Raw genomic sequence first — 18,745 nt, 5'->3', positions numbered from 1 at the left:
CCCACCCGTCGCAGGCGTCGAGACCCGGACGGGCGACAATGCCGCTCCACTTGGAGACAATCGCCGCATGAGCGCACACGAGCCACGCCCCCGGTGAGCACCGCCACGATCTCTGCCGGGAGTTCGATCGAAGCGGGCCTGATGGTGCTGCACGGCAACCGCCTGGAAGACCTGCGCGATCTGCTCGCCACCTGGCTGGCACGCACGCCGCTGCGGCCGCTGGAAGACGAGCTGATGCTGGTGCAGAGCAACGGCATCGCGCAGTGGCTGAAGCTGGCGCTGGCCCGCGCACCGGCGGATGGCGGGCTGGGCATCAGCGCGGCGATCGACATGCAGTTGCCCGGGCGGTTCCTGTGGACCGCCTATCGCGCGGTGCTGGGCCGCGAGGCGGTGGCCACCACCTCGCCGTTCGACAAGTCGCGGCTGACCTGGCGGCTGCTGCGGCTGATTCCGCAGCACGTGGACGACCCCGACTTCGGCCCGTTGCGCGATTACCTGCTGGCCGGACACGCCGAAGCCGACGGCTTGCGCCAGTACCAGCTCGCCGCGCAGGTCGCCGACCTGTTCGACCAGTACCAGGTCTATCGCGCGGACTGGCTGGACGACTGGGAACACGGCGACGACGTGCTGCGCGACGACCTGCGTGGCCGGCGCACATCCATCGAGGCCAGCCAGCGCTGGCAACCGCGATTGTGGCGCCTGCTGCTGGACGACGTCGGTCCCGCCGAACGCCGGCAGCATCGCGCCGCCGTGCATCGCAGCTTCGTCGAGCGCCTCGCCACCGCAGCCGAACGGCCGGCGGCGCTGCCGCGGCGCATCGTGGTGTTCGGCATCTCCTCCCTGCCGCAGCAGACGCTGGAGGCGCTCACCGCGCTGGCCCGTTTCAGCCAGGTGCTGCTGGTGGTGGCCAACCCGTGTCGCCACTACTGGGCCGACATCATCGAGGATCGCGAGCTGCTCAAGGCGGCGCAGCGCCGCCACGCCGGCAAGCCCGGCCTGCCGCCCGAACCGCGCTTCGAAGACCTGCACCAGCACGCCAACCCGCTGCTGGCCGCCTGGGGCAAGCAGGGCCGTGACTACATCCGCCTGCTGGACAGCTTCGATGCGCCGGCCGCGTACCGCGCACGCTTCGCCGCACTGGGCCGCGACATCGACCTGTTCGACGATCCGGGCACGGGCACCCTGCTGCACCAGGTGCAGCAGGCGATCCTCGACCTGGAGCCGCTGCCCGCCGACCCCGCGCAACGCCGGCAGCTGATCGCCGGCGACGACTCGCTGCGCTTCCACGTTGCGCACAACCCGCAGCGCGAAGTGGAGATCCTGCACGACAACCTGCTCGCCCGGTTCGAGCAGGCCGTGCGCGATGGCAAGCCGCTGGCGCCCCGCGACGTGATGGTGATGGTGCCCGACATCGCCGCCTACGCACCGCACATCCAGGCCGTGTTCGGCCGCCTGCCGCCGAACGACCCGCGCCACATGCCCTGCAGCATCGCCGACCGCCCCGCGCGCGGCACCGCGCCCCTGCTGGTGGCGCTGGAACAACTGCTGCGCCTGTCCGAATCACGCTACGCCGCGGGCGACATTTTCGACCTGCTGGACACGCCCGCACTGCGCTGCCGTTTTCAGCTGGATGAGGCCGGCCTGCCCGTGTTGCGCCGCTGGATCGAAGGCACCGGCATCCGCTGGGGCCTGGACGGCGCGCAAAAGCAAAACCTGGGCCTGCCGCCGGAGGAACAGAACAGCTGGCGCTTCGGTCTGCGCCGCATGCTGCTGGGCTACGCGGTGGGCGATGGCGAATCACTGGACGGCATTGCCCCCTACGGCGAAGTGGCCGGCTTGGACGCCGCCCTGGTCGGCCCGCTGGCGCAACTGCTGGATCAGCTCGACCACTACGGCCGCCTGCTCGCCACCCCGGCCACGCCCGCGGCGTGGGGCGATCGCCTGCGCGGCCTGCTCGCGGCGTTCTTCGATGCCGGCCGCGACGACGGCGACGCCATCCTGCTGCAACGTCTGGCCGATGCGCTGGAAACATGGGAGCAAACCTGCCTTGAGGCGTGCTTCGGACACGCCCTGCCACTCGCCGTCGTGCGTGAATACTGGCTGGGCGCGGTGGACGAAAGCCATCTTTCGCAACGCTTCCTCGGCGGCGCGGTGAGCTTTGCCACCCTGATGCCGATGCGCGCCATTCCCTTCCGCGTGGTGTGCCTGCTCGGCATGAACGACGATGCCTACCCGCGCCGCACCAACGCGCCGGATTTCGACCTGATGGCCACGCCCGGCCAGTCACGCCCCGGTGACCGCTCCCGCCGCGAAGACGATCGCTACCTTTTCCTCGAAGCCCTGCTCGCCGCCCGCGACGCACTGTACGTGAGCTGGGTGGGCAAGAGCGCTCGCGACAACAGCGAGCTGCCGCCGTCGGTGCTGGTGGGGCAATTGCGCGACTACCTCGCCGCGGGGTGGAAAATAGAGGGGCAGAGTGACTTTTCCGATGACCGCTCGCCAGCGTCGGCCGCCACGAAAAGTGACTCCGACCCCCTTTTGTCCCTCACCACCGAGTACCCGCTGCAAGCCTTCAGTCCCAGCTATTTCGATACCGCCAGCGATGCGCGACTGTTCACCTATGCCGGCGAATGGCAGCGCGCACGCCAGGTCGCACCGGCCGGCGGCGACGCCCCGCTCCAGCCCTGGCAGCGCGAAACGCCGTTGAACCTCGCCCTGCTGCAGCGCTTCCTCAAGTCGCCCGCCAAGGTGTTCTATGCCGAACGCCTCGGGGTGCACTTTGCCGGCGACGATGAGGTCGACACGGACAACGAGCCCTTCGCGCTGGATCATCTGGAGAACCACCAGTTCACCGACGCCCTGCTGCGCACCGCCATCCATGACGGCCACGACGCGGTGGCGCCAGCCATGCAACGCCTGCACGAGCAAGGTGCGCTGCCGCCGGGCAGCTTCGGCGCGCTGACGCTGGAGCCGATGGAAGCCGCCGTCGAGCGCGTCGCCACGCGCTGGCAGGCACTGGACGCGCACTACCCGCGCACCGGCGACACCTGCCTGCTGCGCGCCACCGCGCACGGCCTGATCGTGGAAGACAGCCTGGACGACCTGCGCAAGGACGAGCACGGCAATCTCACCCGCCTCATCGCCACGGCCAGCAAGCTCGTGGACAAGAAGGCGCTGCGCCACGACAAACTGCTCGCCCACTGGGTCGCGCACCTGCTGGCGAACGCCAACGCCCTGCCCGCCACCACCTGCATCGTGGCACCGGACGCGCTGGTGCAGTTGCTGCCGCTGGACGTCGCCACCGCAAAGCACCACCTCGACGACCTGCTCGCCGCCTTTGCCACCGGCATGACCACGCCACTGCCGATCGTGCGCAAGAGCGCCTTCGCCTGGCTGCAGGTCGAGGCCGCGAACCAGGGGGCCGGCCCCGACAAGCAGAAAGATCCCTTCGTCCATGCCAGCAGGGTCTACGACCACAGCGATGGCCCGCACGGCCACGGCGAGGTGGACGAGGAACCCGCCCTCGCCCGCCGCTGGCCCGACTTCGCCACCCTGCACGACGCCGGCTTCGAACGCTGGCTGCACCTGTACCGCCCCCTGCTGGACGGCGCACGTGTCATGGAAGAATCCGCATGAGCGCCGCGCAAGCCCTGAACCCGTTGCGCCTGCCGCTGACCGGCACCCAGCTGATCGAAGCCAGCGCCGGCACCGGCAAGACCTGGACCATCGCCGCGCTGTACCTGCGCCTGGTGCTTGGCCACGGCGGGGGCGCGCCGCTACTGCCCGCGCAGATCCTGGTGATGACATTCACCAAGGCCGCCACCGCCGAGCTGCGCGAGCGCATCCGCACGCGCCTGGCCGAAGCTGCCGCCGCCTTCCGCGACCAGGCCGCGCCGGATGATTTCCTGCGCGAGCTGATCGCCGGATACCCCGGCGCCGAACCGCGCGCCCGCGCCGCGCGCCAGCTGGAACTCGCCGCGCAATGGATGGACGAGGCCGCCGTGTTCACCATTCACGGCTGGTGCCAGCGCATGCTCACCCAGCACGCTTTCGCCAGCGGCGAGACGGCCAGCGCGGATGCCGTGGCCGACGAGGCGGACCTGCTCGCCGAAGCCGTGCGCGACTACTGGCGCGGCCATGTGCTGACGCTGGGCATCGAAGCTGCCGCGCTGTACGCGCAGTCGTGGGATACGCCCGACGCGCTGCAGGCTTCGCTGAAGCCGCTGCTGCCCCACGTCGAGCGTCTGCAATTGGACGGCCAGCCGCTGACTGCCTTGCGCGATCCCGGCGACCTGCTGACCGCGCAGGCCAAGGCCCTGCACACCGCCGAGATGCAGGCGCGAAGCCTGTGGCTGCAGCACGCCGATGCCATTGAAGCGCTGCTTCTCGCGGCCTCGCAAACCAAAGTGTTCGACGGCCGCCGACTGCAAGCCCGTGGCTTGCCCGGCCATCTCGCCAGCATGTTCGATTGGGCACAGGGCAACGCGCTCGACGACGCCACGCTGGAGCGCTTCACGCCGGCCTATTTCGCCGAGCGCACGATGGCCGGCAAGCAGCCGCCCACGCATGACGCCTTTGCGGCGGTCGAGCATCTGCTGGCCGCGCGCCGGCAGGCCGCGTCGCTGCCGCCGCTGCTGCTCGCCCATGCGGCGCCCTGGGTGGCGCAGCGCACGGACCAGGCCCGCCGCAAGCAGGCCTTGCTCGGCTACGACGACATGCTCAAGCGCCTGGATGCCGCCCTGCGCGGAGCTACCGGCGATACCCTCGCGCGCCTGATCGCCACGCAATACCCGGTGGCGCTGGTGGACGAGTTCCAGGACACCGACCCGCTGCAGTGGCGCATCTTGCAGCGCGTCTTCCACGGCGCCGAAGGCAAGGCGCTGCTGCTGATCGGCGACCCCAAGCAGGCGATCTACGGCTTTCGCGGCGCCGACATCCACACCTACCTCGCCGCGCGCGACAAGGCCGCCAGCCCGCACTGGACGCTGGACACCAACTACCGCTCCACCGATGCGCTGGTGAAGGCGGTCAACCACGTTTTCGAGTTCGCCGACCAGCACGCCACGAGCGGGCGCGTCACGGGCGCCTTCGGCTTCGGCGCAAAGCTTCCCTTCGTCGCGGTGAACGCCAGGGGCCGCAAGGATCGGCTTCAACTCGACGGCGCCGACCTGCCGGCCATGCAAATGGCCGTCCAGACGTCCGCCATCACCATCGGCGCCGGCGACTATCGCGAGACGCTTGCCGCCCACGCCGCCGCGCAGCTGGTGGAATGGCTCACCGCCGCGCGGCAAGGCCGCTGCGGCTTCGTCGGCGAGGAGGGCCGGCTCACGCCGTTGCGACCCGGCGACATCGCCATTCTGGTGCGCGACAGGAACGATGCCGCCGCGATGCGCGCGGCGCTGCACGCGCGCGGCCTCGCCCACGTGTACCTCTCGGACAAGCAATCGGTCTACGCCAGCGGCGAGGCCAAGGAGCTGCAAACCTGGCTCGCCGCCTGTGCCAACCCCGGCAACGACCGCGCCATGCGCACCGCGCTGGCCACGCCGATGATGGGCCAGAGCCTGGCCGAGCTGGATCGCCTGAACACCGACGAGGCCCATTGGGAAGCCTGCGGCGAGCACTTCCGCCAGCTGCATGCGTTGTGGCGACGCCATGGCGTGCTGGCCATGCTGCACGAACTGCTGCACCGCTTCGGCGTGCCCGCGCGCCTGCTCGCACGCGATGGCGGCGAGCGCGCGCTCACCAACCTGCTGCACCTGGCCGAGCTGCTGCAACAAGCCGCTACCGGGTTGGACGGCGAACACGCGCTGATCCGCCACCTCGCCGCGCAGATTGCCAACCCCGCCGGTGGCGAGGCACCTGAAGAACAGATCGTGCGACTGGAAAGCGAAGCCGCCCTGATCAAGGTGGTGACCATCCACAAATCCAAGGGCCTGGAGTACCCGGTGGTGCTGCTGCCCTTTGTCTGCGGTTACAGGGAAACCGACGGCAAGAAACCGCTGCTCTGGCACGACGAACACGCCGTGGCGCACTTCGACCTGCGCCCCGGCAATGACGCCTGGCAAGCCGCCGAGATCGCGCGCCTGCAGGAAGACCTGCGCCTGCTCTACGTCGCACTCACCCGCGGCCGCTATCTGTGCTGGCTGGGCGTGGGCTGCCTCAAGGACGGCGCAAAGAAGGATTCCGGCCTGCACAAATCCGCCTTCGGCTACGTGCTGGCCGGCGGCAACATCATCGAGGCCGGCGAGCTGATGCCCACGCTGCAAACGCTGACCCGGGGCCAGTCCGCCATCCAGCTCGTCACCCTTCCCGAAGCCGCGGGAACCCGGCGCTACCAGCCCGAGGACAACACCAGCCAGCCACGTCCCGCGCGCCAGTGCACGCTGCCCGCGCACACGCCGTGGTGGATCGCCAGCTACAGCGCACTGGCCCGGCACGACGAAACCGCACCGCACGCCGCACCGGAAACCGCGAGCCAGGCCACGCTGGCCGAAGCCGTGCAGACGGAAGCCGACATCGAGGCCTCCGCATCCGCGCCGGGCATTCACGGCTTCGAGCGTGGCGCCGCGCCCGGCACGTTCCTGCACGAACTGCTGGAGCACTGCGCCGAGGAAGGTTTCGCACGCGCCGCCGCACCGTCGTCGCTGCTGCGCGACACCCTCGCCCGCCGCTGCCAGGCACGCGGCTGGAAGCACTGGATCGAACCGCTCACCGCCTGGCTGCCCGCGCTGCTGCGCACGCCATTGCCGCTGCCTGGCGGCACCCACATGGCGCTGACCGCGCTTGCCGATCCGCTGCATTACCGAGCCGAACTGGAGTTCTGGTTCGAGGCCAATCTCGTGCAGGCGCAGGCGCTGGATCGCCTCGTCACCGCGCACACGCTGGATGGCGCACCACGTCCCGCACTGGCGCCCAACCTCGTCAACGGCATGCTCAAGGGCTTCATCGACCTGGTGTTCGAGCACGAGGGCCGCTGGTACGTGGCCGACTACAAATCCAACTACCTCGGCAAGGACGCCGCCGCGTACACCGATCAGGCCATGCGCACCTCGGTGCTGCAGAGCCGCTACGAACTGCAGTACGCCATCTACACACTGGCGCTGCATCGCCAGCTCAGGGCGCGCCTGCCCGACTACGACTACGACACCCACATGGGCGGCGTGCTCTACCTCTACCTGCGCGGGGTGGATGGCAGCGGTCGCGGCGTGCATCGCGAACGGCTGCCGTTCGCCCTGGTCGACGCCCTCGACCAGCTCTTCGCCTCGGGGAGCACCGCCCATGCGGCATGACATGCTCTCCTCGTTGCTCGACCTCGCATTGCAACAGCAGCGCCTGCGCCCGCTGGACGTGGCCTTCGCGCGCTTCCTGATCGAACGGGAACCGAACATCGCACCCGCACTCGCCTGGCTGGCCGCGGTGCTCAGCCGGCAACTGGCCGACGGTCATCTCTGCCTCGACCTAGCCGGACTCGACGCGCTGGCCAACGAACAGGACTGGCCCGATGACTGGCGTGCACTGGCCGACACGCTGCGCGACGACCCGCCCGCGTCTTCGCTGCTCGCCGCCGGCGACGGTGGCGAACCGGCCAGTGCGCCGCTGGTCCTCGACGGCGGGCGACTCTACCTGCGCCGTTACTGGAACCACGAGCGCCAGGTGGCGAAGGGCATCCTGGACCGCGTGGCGCGCGCGGAACCGCCCTCGCCGTACCTGGCCGAGGAACTGGCGCGACTGTTCCCGACCGCTGCCGGCGACACACTCGACTGGCCGCGCATCGCCTGTGCGCTGGCCGCGCGCAGCGGCTTCGGCGTGATCACCGGTGGCCCCGGTACCGGCAAGACCACCACCGTGGTGCGCCTGCTCGGGCTGCTGCAGACCCTGCAATGGCGCGCACAGGCGCCGGCACTGCGCATCCGCCTCGCCGCACCCACCGGCAAGGCGGCGGCGCGGCTCAATGCATCGATCAGCGCTCAGCTCGCCCGACTGGATGTGGACGACGCCGTGCGCGCCACCGTGCCCGCCGAGGTGGCCACCTTGCATCGCCTGCTGGGCGCCCGCCCCGATACCCGGCGCTTCCGCCACGACCGCACCAACCCGCTGCCGCTGGACGTACTGGTGATCGACGAGGCGTCGATGATCGACCTGGACATGATGGCCGCCGTGCTCGACGCGCTGCCCGCGTCGGCGCGGCTGATCCTGCTGGGCGACAAGGACCAGCTCGCCTCGGTGGAGGCCGGCGCGGTACTGGGCGACCTGTGCCGGCGTGCCGACGGTGGTCATTACGATGCCACCACCGCACGGTGGATCGCGGCCACCAGCGGCGACGACATCGGCGACTTCGTGCAGGCCGATGCACAGCCGCTGGATCAACACATCGCCATGCTGCGCGTGAGCCATCGCTTCAGCGCCGCCAGCGGCATCGGCCGGCTGGCACAGGACGTGAACATGGGTGATGCGGCCGCCACATTGGCGCTGCTGGGCGCACCTTGCGACGACCTCGCCTGGCTGCCCGCTGCCGACGTCGGCACGCTGCAAGCGCTCGTCATCCATGGCACCGCGGCGCCCGGCGGCGCCTGCGGCTACCGCCACTACCTCGATACCTTGCACTCCTGCCGCCCGGCCACCGACGCCGGTGACGACGCCCACGCGGACTGGGCCACCAGCGCCCTGCAGGCGTTCAATCGATTTCAGTTGCTGTGCGCGCTGCGCCACGGACCGCATGGTGTGGACAAGCTCAACCAGCTCGTCGCCGAAGCGCTGCACGCGCAGGGATTGATCGACGCCAGCAGCGGCTGGTACGAAGGTCGCCCGGTGATGGTCACCCGCAACGACTACGCGCTGGGCCTGATGAACGGCGACATCGGGCTGTGCCTGCGGCTGCCTGTCGCCGGCGGCGGCAGCCGGCTGGCGGTGGCCTTCCTCGCCGCGGCAGCAGGCGGCGGCACGCGCCTGCGCCTGGTCGCTCCCTCGCGCCTGCCCGAAGTGGAAACGGCCTACGCGCTCACCGTGCACAAATCGCAAGGCTCCGAGTTCGAGCATGCCGCCCTGGTGCTGCCTGCAGCCATGAACCCGGTGCTGACCCGCGAACTGCTCTACACCGGCATCACCCGCGCCCGCCGCTGGTTCAGCCTGCTCGGCAGCGAAGCGATCATCGCTGACGCGGTGGCGCGCCGTACCCGCCGCCACTCCGGCCTGGCCGAGCGGTTGGCGCAGGATGGCGGCGATCGCGACAACCCCGCGCACCTCGCCGGCTGACCGCCACACGGCGGCCCTTCCCTGCCGCCACTCCCCCTTTGCAGCCTCCTTGCCGCCCCTTCGTCATCCCGTTGTCGCCCCGACCATCGATCCTTCCCCACCGTCATTCCCGCGAAGGCAGGAAACGCACCTGGAGGGCGGAGCATGCTGCCATCCGTTCGCCGTAAAGAATGTGACCTTCATTGCAGCGTGTATCGCCACACGCTACACTTGAGCCATGATAATCGGCTTCCGCCACAAGGGACTTGAAACCCTGTACCGGACAGGTTCTGCTCGTGGAGTGCAGGCTGCGCACGTTCCCAAGCTCGGTCGCATTCTGGCGGCGCTCGACGCAGCCACGTCACAGGCTGAACTGAACCAGCCTGGTTACAAACTCCATCCACTCAAAGGGGCACTGAAAGGCCACTGGTCCGTGTGGGTCAGTGGCAACTGGCGTGTCACGTTCCGGTTTGTCGGCACCGACGTGGAGCTGGTCGACTATCAGGACTACCACTGAAAGAGGTCATGGCCATGATGAAGAATCACCCGCACCCCGGAGAGCTTCTGCGCGAAGACGTGCTGCTGCCGCTCGGCATCGAAGTCACTGATGCCGCACACCGGCTCGGGATGTCCCGCACCACGTTGTCGCGCGTCATCAACGGCCGTGCCGGGATCAGCCCGGATCTGGCGATCAGGCTGGAGCGCGCCGGCGTGAGTACCGCCCGGTTCTGGATGACGCTGCAGGCCAACTACGAGCTGTCGCTGGCCGAGCAACGGAAGCAGCCGACCGTGCGGCGCCTGCAAGCCGTGGCATAAAGCCCGGGAGGGCGCAGGGACCGAACACGGCCCGGAGAAGGGGCGGTTTCCCGCGCAAAATGCAGAATCGAGGGCGTTCCCATCCGCCTGAATTGCCGCCCGACGAAGACAACCGCATCCTCACGCGCGAATTGGTTTACACCGCCATCTCGCGCGCCAGGCGATCTACGTGAGCGCCTCGCCGCCTCGCAACTCGACACCGCTCGCTGCCAATCGCCTTGAGCGTGAACCGCAGGACTGTTGGAGATGAGCCTCGGCCGCAGGGACTTCGATGACACTCGTGTCAAAAAAAGCGCCGCCGCGGAATCCGCGACGGCGCCATGTTCAATGCCTGGGCCGGCTCAGCTCGGCGTGCAACTCCCGGTCGTCAGCGATTTCGTGGTGACGCTGCCCGAGCCGTTCACATCGAGCTGGACGCCGGGTACCTTGGCGGTGATGGTGCCGGTACCGCTGCTGCCGCTGCGGTAGCAGGTGGCGAACACCAGCGGCGTGCTCGGCTTGAGCTGGCCCTGCTGGCCGAAGGTGACGATGGTGCCGCTCTTGGCCTGGATCGACACGTTGGTCTGCGGATCGGTGGCGCGCAGCAGGATCGAGCTGGCTGCTGCGTAGGCCTTGTTGGCCGAGGCCGCGCCGGCCGGGTAGGTGTAGACGATCCAGCCCTGGTCGTACACCGTGCCGCCCGAGGTGCAGCCCGAGGTCTTGTCGCCCGGGCACATCGACACCAGTTGGCCGCGGGTGATCGCTTCGCTGCGCGCGTAGTTCACGCTGGCCAGCAAGGCGTTGCTGGCCGAGCTGACCTGGTTGCGATGGATCACGTCACGGAAACTGGGCACGGCGATCGCCAGCAGGATCGCCATCACGGTAATCGTGATCATCAGCTCCAGCAGGCTGAAGCCGCGCGCGCGGTTGGGCATGGCATTCATGGCGATCACCAGCAGCTGCCGTTGCTGTTGGAGGAGGCCGACGCCGGGCCGGGCGTCTTCACGCCCGCGTTGTCGATCGTCAGCGGCCCGCACACGTCGTTGGCCTGCCCGCCGACCGGCGTGGCGGTGGCCACGAAGGCTTGCGACGAGGAGCTGGCTACCACCGTCACCGAGTAAAAGCCCTTCTCGGAGATCGCCGGATTGTCGAAGCCGATGTCCGTGAGGCCGCCATAGGCATTGGCCGTGGAGTAGTAGCGCTCCTGCGCCGTGGCCACGCGCAGCAGCAGCTCCTGCCCGTCCGCCCGATGCGCGCGGAACGCGTAGCGCCCGTAGGTCGGGATCGCCACCGCGGCGAGCACCGCGATGATCACCACCACGATCATCAGTTCGAGCAGGGTGAAGCCGCGCATGCGCCCCATCGCCATTCCCCTTGGCTTGCCGTCACAGGTCATTGTTCAACTCCCGCCATGAGCGTCGACGCCAGATCGCGTCATCGATATTGAGGTTGCCGCCGCCCTGCAGCTCCAAGCCAGGGATCAGCAGCTTGCCGCCGCCGATCACCGACGCCACCGGCACCGAGCCACCGGTAGGCGGATTGTTGACCAGGCCGCCCACGGTACTTACCCCTGTGTTCCAGCCACCGGTCGGACCGGACGGGCTGGACAGGCCGCCACCCGCACCACCGGTGGCCGCGTTGAGCACCATCAGGGCGCCGCCGATCGTGGCGCTGCAGGGGTCCTGGCTGCCCGGGATCAGGGTGGTGATGATGGCACGGTTGGTGTTGAACAACGCACCGGCGGTGACCACCATGCGCTCGCCCGGCGCGCTGGACAGATCCAGGTCGATGTACCACCCGTTCTGCGCCAGGGTCAGCGGATTGTCGGTCAGGCCGCGCAGCGTGTTGAGCCCGTTGGCGGACTGCGCCTCGTACAGCGTCTGCTGCTCCAGGTCGGCCTTGACCGCCGTGATCGGGTTGCCGCTGGTGTCGAGCTTGTCGCGGATGCCGTAGATCGACTGGGTCTTGGCGCTGTTGCTGGTGTTGTCGTCCGCACCCAGGTACTTGCCGGTGCCGAACACCACGATGAAGCGGTTGGTGGCCGGATCGGGGAACAGCCGCGGCATCACCGTGATCGGCTGGTCGCCCTGCACGGCGGGCTTGAACGCCAGCGTCACATGCGCCTGCCAGTTGGCCGGGTTGGGATCGGTCAGGTCGAAGCGCCACAGGTTGCCGTTGAGGTCGCCGGCAAACGCCACGTCGTCGATCTGGTCGTTGTTGTAGTCGCCCAGCACTACCGACGACAACCCACCGCTGGTGACACCGCTGATCGTGGTCAGCGTCTTCAGTTCGCGGATCATCGCGCCGGTCTGCGCATCCAGCACGAACAGCGCGCTGTAGCCCTTGGAGGCGGCCGCCAGCGTCACGCAGTTCGCGGGACGATCGGATTTGCTGCAGTCGGGGAAATAGCCACCCGGCACCAGCACCACCCATTTGCCATTGGCCAGGCGGCCGATGTTGGGCTGGCCGAAGGTGTAGCCCAGGTCGGCCGGATCGCCCACGCCGCTCACCGCCGGCGTATCGGCGTTGAATTCCCACAGCACCTTCTGGCTGGCATTCGCCTCGGTGACGTCGCCGGGATTGGTGATGTCCAGCGCATAGACGCCGCGGCCGCCCAGGCGCAAGCCGCCCACCAGCAACGTATGCCAGCCCTTGGTGGTCACGGCCGGGGTGGAGGTATCGGCGCCAAAGAACACGTCACGCGTCACCGGAGTGGCATCGACGGTCGGCGCAAACTTGAAATTGGTTCTGGCCGTGAGATTGCCCAGGTTCGGATACACCGTGCGCGGCACGTAGGCGAATATCTCCTTGCCCGCGTCGGCGTCAGGCACCGCCACCGGTGGCGTCGACGAGTCCAGCACCATCTTGGCGTTGAACGCGTGCAGCATGCCGTCGTTGGCACCCACGTAAACCGCCGGCGTCCGATCTTGGTAGATCTTCGCGAATGCCTCGTAGCTGTGGCAGGTGGTCAGGGTGGGCGCCGTCACGACGCAGGTGGTGTTGTCGTTGGCCATCGCGGTGGCCTCGGGCGAGCCTGCCGGCCAGCCGCTGTGGTAGCCGCTCGACGGCGCCCCCACGTACAGGGCCTGCGAGTTGATGATGGCGCCGAGCAGGCTGCTGCGCGTGCGGTAGACAGTGCTCTCCAGCGCCCTCGAACCGCGCAGGTAATCCAGCCGGGCCTGGCCCGTGTCCGTGCTGCCGGTGCTGGCCGGCAGGCCGCTGAGCAGGGCCTGCGCGCTCAGATAGCTGCTGCCCGTGCTGGCGGTCAGGTTGTCCAGGCCGGTGAAGGTGCGAAAAGCGGTGCCGCCATCGAACGACCCATCCGCCTTCTCCTTGGCGCTGAGGATCTGCCGGTTGGCCGGCGGCGTTTTCGTCGCGTCAGTGAGGATCACGCCCGCATCCCACTGCAGGCCCGCCACGGTGCCGTCGACGTTCGCCGTGATGGCCTGGAATACACCCGTCCAGTCGCCCGAACTGTAGCCCGAGGTGAAGCCGATCGCGCCCTGCACCAGCACGCTGGTGTTCAGCGCACTGGTGGTCGCTGGCACGTTGCGCGCGCTGATGTTGGTGAGGATGTTGGTCAGCTGGTCGACCAGGTTCTGCGGGTTGGCTGCATTGAAGTAGTCACCGCGGCTGTTGATGGCGGCGTGCCAGGTGTCGTCGATCGCTGCAGGATCGTTGTTGATCGGCCGCGGCCAACCCGTACTTCCGCTGGAGTTGGTCTGCCCGCGCCGCAAACGGCATAGATCGTTGTTGGCATCCGTGCAGTCGGCGTCGGTCGAATGGGTCAGGTTGCCGGGTACGCCCAGGGTCACCATGTACTGCACCAGGTGCGGCCAGTTGGCGGGATCGTTCTTCGGGTTGAAATACTTCTCCAGGGCCGGCGAGGTGGCGCCGGTGACTACGCCCGTGGTGGTGTCGGGCATGTACGGCGGCACGATCTTGCCCTGGGATGGCTTGTACAGGTCGGGGCGCAAATTGGTCGCCCAGTAGTTGAACGCGATATTGGCCAGCGATGAAGTGTAGACGCTGCCCTGCACGTCCCAATACACGCGGGACTCGGCGGTATTGGCGGGATAGGCGGTGCCGTCAGGCAAATTGCCCGAGACGGCCGACTGCGACGTCTGGAACGGGGTGGGCAGAGTTGGATCGCCCTCGTTCCAGTAACCGTCAGTCACCAGCATGTGGTAGTTCTGCCGGCACACCAGCTCCAGGCCGTCGGCTCCGCTGACCTTGGGCGGATCCCAGTACGGATCCTGGAGGTTGCCGGTGCCGCCGGTATTGCCATTGCCACGCTGGAAGAACTTGCCGGCGCGAATGGTCGAAGCGCGGTTGGGCGTACTGCCGCTGGCGTCGGTCTGGAACATCCAGTTGAAGAATGCGCTGCGGTAGCAATCGGGTGGAGTCTTGATCGCGCCGGATTGCTGGATGGCCGAAGGACTGGAGGTTGTCGTCGAACTCGCATCGCATCCGGACGCATCGATCAAGCTGGTGATGATCGCGCTGCTAGGCAGCTTGAACGTGCCGTCATTGATGTTCTGCCACGCGGCGCGAATGCTGTTGCCGAAGCCGCCGGTGACCGTGGTTGCACCGAGCGAGCCGAACACGCGCGACAACGCGGTTTTCGTCATCAGGTTGCGCGTGCGGTAGTACGCATACCAATTGGCGAAGTTCTGCCACTGGTTGACCGACTGGCCGTTGATGGTGAGGGTCGTGTTGGGGACGGCCACAGCCTCCCAGTTGGCGCTGGTGTAGAGATTGGCGCGGCCGGCGCTGTCCGGGTTGCCGAAAGTATCGACCGTGATGGTGGGCGCCGTGGACTTGTAGCGGTAGTAGTACGGGCCGCCGTTCGGATAGGTGTTGCCATCGGAGTCAGCGCTGCTGCCGTCCATCGGCGAGCTGCCATAACCGCACTTCCAGCGATTGTCGCTGGTCACCGTCGAGGTGTCGGTGGTCGAGACTTTCCAGGTAACGTAATTCGCGGTGGCGCTGGTCTTGTCGCCGTCCCTCCGGGTGTATCCGGAACCGCTGCTGTCCCGAGTCTTCAGATTGGTACCCGAATACACGGTGGCGATACCGCTGCCGCTGGTGTTGGCGACGTTGTCCGTCCAGAAACGGTGGGTGCCGCCACTGGAAGTGTCAGAGGTGTTCGTCTGGCAGCTACCCGTGTCCGCGTTCGCCGCGCAGGTAGTTCCGAACATGGCGTAGTAGGTGACAGTGGTCTTGTAGGTGAGAACACCGGTGAGATCTGTCAGGCCGGTGGGATCGGTCGTGCCATTGGGGTTGTTGCGGTAGCTGGAGTAGGTGTCGGCCGTCACCGGCGAATACGGTCGGTTGACGCCAACGCCGTCCAGCCACACCGCAGCCAACGTCTTGTCCGCATTCGGGAACAACGATCCGTTTGCCTTCACTGGCGGCGAATACACGACGTTCGGGTTGTAGTACACGCCGTTCATGGCCTTGGAACGGACGTCGCTGCTGGACGTGGTGCGCGGATCGATCACGCCGGCGCAGCGCCACGGCCCGCTCCAGCTACCACCATCGAACGGCCGGTTGTCGCCCATGTAGTTGCTGGCCATCGACCCCGAATCATCGAACGTCACCACGATGTTCGGCGGCACCGCCTGGGTCACGTTGGGCGGCGTGGGGCTGAGCTCCACGATGCCGCTCGTCGCCGCCGTGGCCGCGGAAGCGGGCGCGGAAACGAAGCTGCTGCCGGCGGCGACCAGCGCCATCACCGACAGCGTCGCGGGCACCGGGGCCGGTGCGGAAAGGCCACCCACGGCGGTGAGCACGGCGCCCATCAGCGCCGACGACATGCGTCCGGGAAGAAACCGACGACTAGACATGGCTTGAATACTCCGACTCAGTTGCTCTTGGCCGCGAAGGTGCTTTCCATCACGCGCACGGTGTTGGCGCTGCCGCCCGTGGCGCGCGCGGTGATGCGATAGATGTGCCGACTGGAACTGGCGGTGCCGGTGCCGGAACTGCCGGTGGCCCCGGATTCATGCAGGCCGCCGCTGACCCCCGGCGGCAGCTCCACGCCCAGGTCCTCGATGATGTAGCGCGGGTTCTGCGCGAGATCGCCCGTCGTGGCGCCGGTGTAGTCGACCGAACCGCCGTAGCCCTTGTACTCGGTGGAGCCTGCCGTGACCCAGCCCTGCTTGGTGCGGAAGTCGACCACGTTGGCGATCGGGTTGGCCGGGTCGTAGACGTAGCAGTCGGTGAAGATGCCGGTGCCGCAATTGAGATGGGCAGTGACGTTGGTGGTGCTGGTCCACAGCTTCCACTCGGCCCCGCGCAGCGCGGTGAGCGCGCTCATGTCCGCCTGCTGCGCGTTGTGCAGGCCGCCGGCCATGCGCTCCTGCAACAGCGAGCGGCCGGAGGCGCTGATCGCCAGGATGGTCAGCAGGATCAGGAAGATCAGCGCCACCACCAGCACCGCGCCACGCTGGGCGTGCGGGCCGGTTCGCATTGATCGTGGTTTGTTCGGCATCGCCATGACTTGGCTCCAGGAAAACATCATGCGGCGGCACCGGTGGGCGCCGCCGCTTTCATCACGGGTTGTAGTTGCGCACGGGCACCAGCACGCTGAACTCGCGCCGCAGCAACTGGTCGGGGAAGCCCTGGTCGCTGGGTTTGATGGCATGACCGGACGGCGGCAGCAGGCCGGTGTTTGCGTCGGCGCTGTAGCGGTAATTCAGCTGGTTGCCGGTGAGCGTGTACAGCGGCGTCTGGCCGTCCATCAGCAGGCTGACCTCGATGCTCTTGATGCTGCGCCACAGGCAACCGGTGGCGGTGATCGCATTCAACTCGGCCGGTGGGCAACTTGCCGCGGGGGCGGCGTCGACCTGGGCGGCAGTGAGGAAGCTGGTCTTGCCGGTGTTGTCCTGCACGCCGTAGCGGAAATCCAGCCGCTCGACGCCTCGCACCAGCTCATCCTCCGAGCCGCCGCGGCCGGCCGTACCGCCGTTGACCCTTCGAATCAGTGCACCGGTGAACGGTGCGTTGCCGTCATTGTTGACGCTGACCAGCTTGAGGTAATACGTGACGGTCTGGAAATCGCGGTTGACGTCGAACACCTTGGGCGCCGACTCCGGCTCCTGCGCGGTCGGCAGGTTGGCCGCGCCGGTGCCGAAGCCATCGGTGGTGTTGGCCAAGGGGGTGATCACGCCGACGCTGCTGGCGGTGGCCGGGAAGATCTGCGCGTTGGAGCAGTCCGCCAGCATGAACAGGTCGCCGTTGGCGGCATTGCTCAGCGGCGGTTCGCCGGTACGCTGGACCAGCGTGATCGAGGTGATGGTGGCCGCGCTGCTGCTGGTGGCCAAGGTGCTGCCGGTGACGCCCGCCGGGACGATGGCCCAGCCGGCGGCAGGGTTGACGTAACGCACGGTGAGCACGTCGGCGCCCTTGACCCGATTGTTGATCGCGGTACCCATCGCCGGGATGGTGCTGATGGTGGTGTTCGGATCGACCGGCGTGCAGGCGGTGAGCGTGCACTCGTAGCCACGCATGAACAGGAACGACGGCATCGTGTACGGCGCCGCGGGTGCAGCCGGATACGAACCGGCGCCCCAGGCGGTGGTGACGTCGCCGAACGCGCCACTGACCGCGCCAGCGGCGCCGATCAGGTTCTTGGCGTAGACCTTGGGCGCGCGGATGTGATCGAGCGCATTGCCGCCCGTGCCGATCTTGGCCACGCCGCCGGTGTTGGTGCAGTACTGTCCGTTGGCCATCCGCAGGTCGGTGCCCATGCGGGTCACTGCGAAGCGCCCCGCCTCCTGCAACTGCGCCAGCTGGTTCTGCGCCTTGTTGCTGCTCGAGGTGGAGGCGAACACGGTGACGATGCCAGCGGCCACCAGCAGGCCCAGCACCATCGCCACCATAAGTTCGATCAGGGTGAAGCCGCGCGAATGGCGAGGCAGCATGCGGAACGCGCTCATGGCTGGAACTCCCACGAGAAGGACTGTGGCTCGCTGGCACGCTTGGTTTGGTCACCGGTGCCCTGCTCGTTCCAGGTGATTTTCATCTTGCAGCTGCCGCCATAAGGCGGCTGCATGGCCAGCTGCGAGGTGGGGTCGTAGCCGGCGGTACCCACGCCGCCGCAGTCGATGCTGGCCGACGGGCCGGGCAGGAAGGTCTTCAACTGGCTGCTCCACAGGCGCTGGTCGTGGGTGGCCAGCTCCGCTGCATCGCAGGCCGAGCCGGAGCCGCAGCCGATCGAGCTGGAGGAGACCGGATAACTGCCGCTGTTGTAGTTGCCGTTCCACACGCCGATCGGGTTGGCACTCATCCGCGCCGCCATGCTGTTGGCGAGGAATACCACCTGGGTGCGCACGTAAGCGGCGTGGTTGGAGCGCGTGGCCATCACCATCAGGCTGGCCAGGCCGATCAGGCCGATGCTGAAGATCAGCACGGCCATCATCACCTCGATCAACGAGATGCCTCGCTGACGCGACAGGACTTGCATGGAATTCTCCCTGATACCCCTGAGTGCAATGTACCCATCGCGCGAGGCGCGGCCAGCCCCCAGCCGACCGGCGGTAGGAATTGGCCGATGAGCGGTGCGGTCGTTGTCGGAAAGGGTGAACCCGATCACGCGGCGGGGAAGCCTTCAAAGCCCTTCTCCCCTCGGCGACCGCAGGGAGTCCCCTTGCGGGTGAGTAAGGTGGCCCGAAGGGCCGGATGAGGGTGCGGGGAGAAACCTGCAGCCACGCCT

The 18,745-nt window shown here is 68.0% G+C and carries 11 protein-coding genes; 5 read left to right on the top strand and 6 right to left on the bottom strand.

From position 1 onward, the window contains the following. Positions 1 to 93 precede the first annotated feature (93 nt). From recC to ACFCQI_RS13655, 5 genes are all read left to right on the top strand, one after another. Positions 94 to 3,636 carry an exodeoxyribonuclease V subunit gamma gene (recC, locus tag ACFCQI_RS13675; protein WP_395117537.1) on the top strand — a complete coding sequence of 1,181 codons (3,543 nt, stop codon included), beginning with the start codon at positions 94 to 96 and terminating at the stop codon, positions 3,634 to 3,636. Then, positions 3,633 to 7,289 (top strand): exodeoxyribonuclease V subunit beta, encoded by a 3,657-nt coding sequence (recB, locus tag ACFCQI_RS13670; RefSeq protein WP_395117536.1) that lies wholly within the window; start codon positions 3,633 to 3,635, stop codon positions 7,287 to 7,289. The genes recC and recB overlap by 4 nt, the downstream gene beginning before the upstream one ends. Then, the gene (recD, locus tag ACFCQI_RS13665; protein WP_395117535.1) at positions 7,279 to 9,252 is read left to right on the top strand and encodes an exodeoxyribonuclease V subunit alpha; all 1,974 of its coding nucleotides are present in this window, start codon (positions 7,279 to 7,281) and stop codon (positions 9,250 to 9,252) included. Before recB ends, recD begins: the two co-directional genes overlap by 11 nt. Before the next feature lie 217 nt (positions 9,253 to 9,469). Further along, entirely contained in the window at positions 9,470 to 9,748 is a 279-nt protein-coding gene (locus ACFCQI_RS13660) for a type II toxin-antitoxin system RelE/ParE family toxin (RefSeq protein ID WP_395117533.1), read from the top strand. Between the two features lie 8 nt (positions 9,749 to 9,756). Further along, positions 9,757 to 10,047 (top strand): HigA family addiction module antitoxin, encoded by a 291-nt coding sequence (locus tag ACFCQI_RS13655; protein ID WP_395117531.1) that lies wholly within the window; start codon positions 9,757 to 9,759, stop codon positions 10,045 to 10,047. 341 nt (positions 10,048 to 10,388) lie between these two features. Here the strand turns inward: ACFCQI_RS13655 and ACFCQI_RS13650 are convergent, their stop codons facing one another. The 6 genes from ACFCQI_RS13650 to pilV all read right to left on the bottom strand — a co-directional run bounded on the left by ACFCQI_RS13650 (position 10,389) and on the right by pilV (position 18,496). Next, on the bottom strand, positions 10,389 to 10,970 hold the full coding sequence (locus ACFCQI_RS13650) for a GspH/FimT family pseudopilin (RefSeq protein ID WP_395117529.1): 582 nt from the start codon (positions 10,968 to 10,970) through the stop codon (positions 10,389 to 10,391). Positions 10,971 to 10,975: 5 nt separating this feature from the next. Next, on the bottom strand, positions 10,976 to 11,389 hold the full coding sequence (locus ACFCQI_RS13645; protein WP_395117527.1) for a type IV pilin protein: 414 nt from the start codon (positions 11,387 to 11,389) through the stop codon (positions 10,976 to 10,978). Positions 11,390 to 11,411: 22 nt separating this feature from the next. Continuing rightward, a complete protein-coding gene (locus ACFCQI_RS13640; RefSeq protein WP_395117525.1) occupies positions 11,412 to 15,875 on the bottom strand; it encodes a PilC/PilY family type IV pilus protein in 4,464 nt (1,487 codons plus the stop codon). Positions 15,876 to 15,892: 17 nt separating this feature from the next. Continuing rightward, positions 15,893 to 16,501 carry a PilX N-terminal domain-containing pilus assembly protein gene (locus ACFCQI_RS13635; protein WP_395117523.1) on the bottom strand — a complete coding sequence of 203 codons (609 nt, stop codon included), beginning with the start codon at positions 16,499 to 16,501 and terminating at the stop codon, positions 15,893 to 15,895. Positions 16,502 to 16,583: 82 nt separating this feature from the next. Further along, positions 16,584 to 17,969, bottom strand: coding sequence for a PilW family protein (locus tag ACFCQI_RS13630; protein ID WP_395117521.1), 1,386 nt, complete (start codon positions 17,967 to 17,969; stop codon positions 16,584 to 16,586). After that, on the bottom strand, positions 17,966 to 18,496 hold the full coding sequence (gene pilV, locus ACFCQI_RS13625; protein WP_395117519.1) for a type IV pilus modification protein PilV: 531 nt from the start codon (positions 18,494 to 18,496) through the stop codon (positions 17,966 to 17,968). Before pilV ends, ACFCQI_RS13630 begins: the two co-directional genes overlap by 4 nt. Positions 18,497 to 18,745 lie beyond the last annotated feature (249 nt).

Origin of the sequence: Rhodanobacter sp. FW102-FHT14D06, assembly GCF_043950705.1 — a bacterium.
GTDB lineage: Bacteria > Pseudomonadota > Gammaproteobacteria > Xanthomonadales > Rhodanobacteraceae > Rhodanobacter.
The sequence above is the reverse complement of the archived record's forward strand: the minus strand, read 5'-3'. Positions and strand labels throughout refer to the sequence as shown.

Bases quoted from the DNA above. Each gene is read 5' to 3' on its own strand.
- ACFCQI_RS13655 (WP_395117531.1), top strand. From the start codon at position 9,757: ATGGCCATGATGAAGAATCACCCGCACCCCGGAGAGCTTCTGCGCGAA.
- ACFCQI_RS13640 (WP_395117525.1), bottom strand. From the start codon at position 15,875: ATGTCTAGTCGTCGGTTTCTTCCCGGACGCATGTCGTCGGCGCTGATG.
- ACFCQI_RS13645 (WP_395117527.1), bottom strand. From the start codon at position 11,389: ATGGGGCGCATGCGCGGCTTCACCCTGCTCGAACTGATGATCGTGGTG.
- recB (WP_395117536.1), top strand. From the start codon at position 3,633: ATGAGCGCCGCGCAAGCCCTGAACCCGTTGCGCCTGCCGCTGACCGGC.
- pilV (WP_395117519.1), bottom strand. From the start codon at position 18,496: ATGCAAGTCCTGTCGCGTCAGCGAGGCATCTCGTTGATCGAGGTGATG.
- ACFCQI_RS13650 (WP_395117529.1), bottom strand. From the start codon at position 10,970: ATGAATGCCATGCCCAACCGCGCGCGCGGCTTCAGCCTGCTGGAGCTG.
- ACFCQI_RS13635 (WP_395117523.1), bottom strand. From the start codon at position 16,501: ATGCGAACCGGCCCGCACGCCCAGCGTGGCGCGGTGCTGGTGGTGGCG.
- ACFCQI_RS13660 (WP_395117533.1), top strand. From the start codon at position 9,470: ATGATAATCGGCTTCCGCCACAAGGGACTTGAAACCCTGTACCGGACA.
- ACFCQI_RS13630 (WP_395117521.1), bottom strand. From the start codon at position 17,969: ATGAGCGCGTTCCGCATGCTGCCTCGCCATTCGCGCGGCTTCACCCTG.
- recD (WP_395117535.1), top strand. From the start codon at position 7,279: ATGCGGCATGACATGCTCTCCTCGTTGCTCGACCTCGCATTGCAACAG.